We start from the raw sequence: 3,981 nt of genomic DNA on the forward strand, positions 1-3,981 counted from the left end.
TAGGTACCTGATCAAAAAATTCAAGCTCCGGTTCATCCTGTGCATCTTCCGGTTTATCGTACCAGTATAAAAACTGTAAAGGACTGTACATCACAACAGACAAGGCAAGCTGGTGTCCGGAGCGGGTTTTCATCACCCTGGCATTTTGCGTTTCCGCCAGCTTGGGCTTCAACTCCGGCCGATGATAGTAGCAGATGGTATGATCGGCTGCACCTGCAATCATACGGGTGAAAGGAAGAATAGTATTGCTGGTGGCATCGGGCATTTCTTCATCACCGCGTATCCCTTCCTGCGTGAGCAGGTTTGGATAGGTGTGGCTAAATCCGGTAGGACGATACTCGTCGTGTATATCAACCATCAAATGATATTGGGCGCATTTTTTAACGGCATCGTGCAACCAGGTAGTCCATTTGTGCGAACCCACTTCTACAAAACCGAACTTGATCCCCTTCACGCCCCATTGCTCGTACAACGGAAGTAATGAGTCCAGCTGCTGATACAGCGCGCGTTGGTTTACATATAAAAACACGCCAATGCCTTTGTCGGCCGCATATTTAATCACTTCGGGCAAATTCAGGTCACTATTGGGATTGCGGCGTGGATCTACATTTACTTTGGTGGCATCAGAGGCCACCACATACTCATAGCCATACCAGCCGGCATCAAAATGAATGTATTGCAGGTGGCGTTTTACCGCAAAGTCCACGCATGCTTTTGCTCCTTTCATCGACAGGGTGACTTCCCGTATGATCTTGCCGGGTTTTATCCAGGTGGTGTTTTCTATGGCGCAGGGCGGATTCAGATTTAACAGCAGATCATTCCCCGCCAGTAAATCCCCGGGGCGCTTTGCAGCCATAACCACTCTCCATGGTGTGGCAAATGGCGTAAAATAGTCAACGATATCATAAATGGCAGCGCAAATAGTATTGGCTTTTTCCGGATGAAGGGTAAATTTCATGCGGGAGTAATTGACCATTTGCGCTTCTGCGAGGCATACATATAAACCTCCGGGCTGCTCTACTACCAGCGGACGCTCACTTTGCCCTTTCCATTCTTTTAAGGGAACCAAACTATAGGCGCCCTGGGCACTGCCCGTAAACCAGGCTTTGGTGCCTTCCGGCATGGCAAATTCGGTTAATTCGTTTTTGATGCTAACGTCCCGTCCACCCAGCGGATGCTCTGGCAACACATAACGGAAAGCAATGCCCTCATTATAGGCCCTCACCTGTAGCTGCAATTTCCGTTGCTCGTCGTTATGCTGGATCATGGTAAGGGTCATCTCCCTATAATGATCTGTTACCAGACTGCGTTCACCATATACCGGTTTCCAGGTGGTATCTTTTTGCGATCTGGATACTTCCGATAATACAAATCCCGATGTCCACCCATTTAAACCCAATGCGGAAGGAAGTACGATGGGTGTTTCCTCATAGGCTACCTGGTAGCCGGGAACGCCGCTCTCAGATAAATTAAAGGTAAACTGCAGTTTCCCGTCCGGGGAAGAAAGTTGGGGAGAAGATTGTGCGTATACAACGGGTACGCAGAAGAGAAAGCAACAAAGCAACACAATTGTCCTGGACATATTTTTAGGTATCATTAAGGTCAGCTGCCTGTTCACTTTCAGGCAAACCGCTAAATAGGCAAAAAGACCAGGATTATACAACCGTTATATTGACAAATACGCGTGTTTTTTTGGCCTGCAGATGCGGATATTTTTTTTAGAGAGATGCATACTATAGGGTATCATACAGTGCCATGTATTGCTCCACCATTTTTTCTGCACTGAATTTTTCTTTGGCATGTAAATGACAGTCCAGCCGGTTAATCAGGCTGAGATCCTCTACCGCGGCAGCTGCTTCGCGTATGTTATTGACCAGGAAACCTGTTTTGCGGTCTATGATCAGCTCCGGCATAGATCCTTTATTAAAAGCAATCACCGGTGTGCCGCAGAGCATGGCCTCTGCCACGCTCAGGCCGAAAGGTTCGTTAAAACTGATAGGATGCAGTAAAGCCTGTGCACTGCCCAGAAGCTCGCTGCGTTTCTTGCCGCCCACCGCACCAATATACCGGATTTGTTCTTCATCAATAAAGGGCTTCACTTTTTCCTTATAGTATCCTTCGTCCTGGATAATGCCTGCTATGATGAGTTGGCAGCCGGTGTGGAGGGCTATCTGCACCGCTTCGTGGGTACCTTTGTCCGGGTGGATCCGGCCATAATACAGGAGATAGTCGTCGGGACTGGGTTCAAAGGCAAAATCAGCGGTCCGGATGCCATTGTAAACAGTTGCTGCATATTGCAGGGTAGGATGCCGGTCCGAGTTACTGATAGATACATATTTGCCAATATCATTAAACCGCTGGTATACCGGTATTATTTTGGGAGAAGAAAAACCGTGGATCGTTGTTACCATTGGGGGTTTTATCAACCCTGACCAGGTGAGAGGCAGGAAGTCGAAGTGATTATGAATGATATCGAAATCTCCGGCTTGTTCCATCAGGTAACTGATATGCATACACTCATTCACTTTCGCATCGGCTTGTGGATCTTCTGCATAACCTTTGGCACAAATAGCCGATAGCTTGCCGGCAGTAATGGAATCGGCCGTTGCGAAAAGGGTTACATCCACTCCTTTAGCAACCAGTCCTTCGGCCAGATTGCTGGCCATTTGTTCCCAGGGACCGTAGTGCCGGGGAGGGGTGCGCCATGCTATTGGAGCCAATATTGCGATCTTCATATCAAAATAGTTTTGAGTAAAACGAGGGCCATACGGCCATCCATCCCGGTAGCATTGGCAAAACAAGCGCCAAAGAAAACCTTCCGGCGGTATTGGATACCGGCCAACCAATAATCTGATCAACCAATTAACTATTTACCTAACTTCGTACATTCAAAAACTTCGATGTATTGGCACTGCATCGACTTTTTTAATTGGTAATTTGTAATTCGCAACTTAATATGCTGGAGTATATTCCTTATGGGAAAACTGGTTATTTTAACCAGCTGGTAACAGATTTTTTAGCAGAGCATCCGCAGATAAGACCATTTTATACCTATTCTCCTGTACGTCCGGACTTTGCAGCGGCTATTAAAGCCAGGCAAAACTTTGATACACCGAGAACCGCATTGGTGGCGGCATTGGAAACACAATATGCTTCCCTCGAACCGGTAAAAGCAGTAACCGATAATATTGCTGCACTCCTGCAACCGGATACCTTTACGGTATGTACCGCGCATCAGCCCAACGTTTTTACCGGCTATCTTTATTTCGCTTATAAAATACTGCAAACCATCAAGCTTTGTGGCACACTGAAACAGGAATTTCCGCAGCATAATTTTGTGCCCGTATATTATATGGGCAGTGAGGATGCTGACCTGGACGAACTGGGCAGCATTTACCTGGATGGAAAAACCCTGACCTGGAACACGCCTCAGCAGGGAGCGGTAGGCCGCATGCATCCGGAAGGACTGGAAGTAATGCTGGCAGAAGTGAAAAAAGGACTGGGCTATGCCCCGCATGCAGATGAGCTGATGGCCCTCCTGCAAAAGGCTTACCTCGAACATAAGAATATACAGGAAGCCACGCTGTACCTGGTAGATGCACTTTTTGGCCGCTTTGGCCTGGTAGTATTGATACCGGACAGTCCTGCTTTAAAACGTTTATACATTCCCGTTATAAAGGATGAATTGTTTCATCAATCCTCTCATGCCATCGTAAATGATACGCTGGAAAAGTTGACTGCGCATTATAAAATGCAGGCCAATCCCAGGGAAATAAATCTTTTTTATTTACAGGACGGTATGCGGGAACGCATTGTACAGGAAGGTGATCAGTGGAAAGTATTACACACGTCGTTGACTTTCACCGCCGATGCGTTGGAAGCCGAGCTGGAAGCCCATCCGGAAAGATTCAGCCCGAATGTGATTTTACGTGGCATGTTCCAGGAAACGATTCTACCCAATCTCGCTTTTATAGGCGGTGG

Annotated in this window: 3 protein-coding genes; 1 reads left to right on the forward strand and 2 read right to left on the reverse strand. The window is 47.2% G+C overall.

What is annotated here, in order from left to right; translation table 11 throughout:
* Nucleotides 1-1,582: glycoside hydrolase family 97 N-terminal domain-containing protein (locus tag VIP81_RS20435; RefSeq protein ID WP_331965486.1), on the reverse strand; the 1,582-nt coding region annotated here is incomplete at its 3' end.
* Nucleotides 1,583-1,733: 151 nt separating this feature from the next.
* A complete protein-coding gene (locus VIP81_RS20440; RefSeq protein WP_331965489.1) occupies nt 1,734-2,735 on the reverse strand; it encodes a glycosyltransferase family 4 protein in 1,002 nt (333 codons plus the stop codon).
* Between the two features lie 221 nt (nt 2,736-2,956).
* Between VIP81_RS20440 and bshC the strand changes: the two genes are divergently transcribed.
* Nucleotides 2,957-3,981 (forward strand): bacillithiol biosynthesis protein BshC (gene bshC / locus VIP81_RS20445; RefSeq protein ID WP_331965492.1); only part of this gene is annotated, 1,025 nt, incomplete at its 3' end.

It is taken from the genome of Chitinophaga sp. (genome assembly GCF_036566945.1).
GTDB lineage: Bacteria > Bacteroidota > Bacteroidia > Chitinophagales > Chitinophagaceae > Chitinophaga.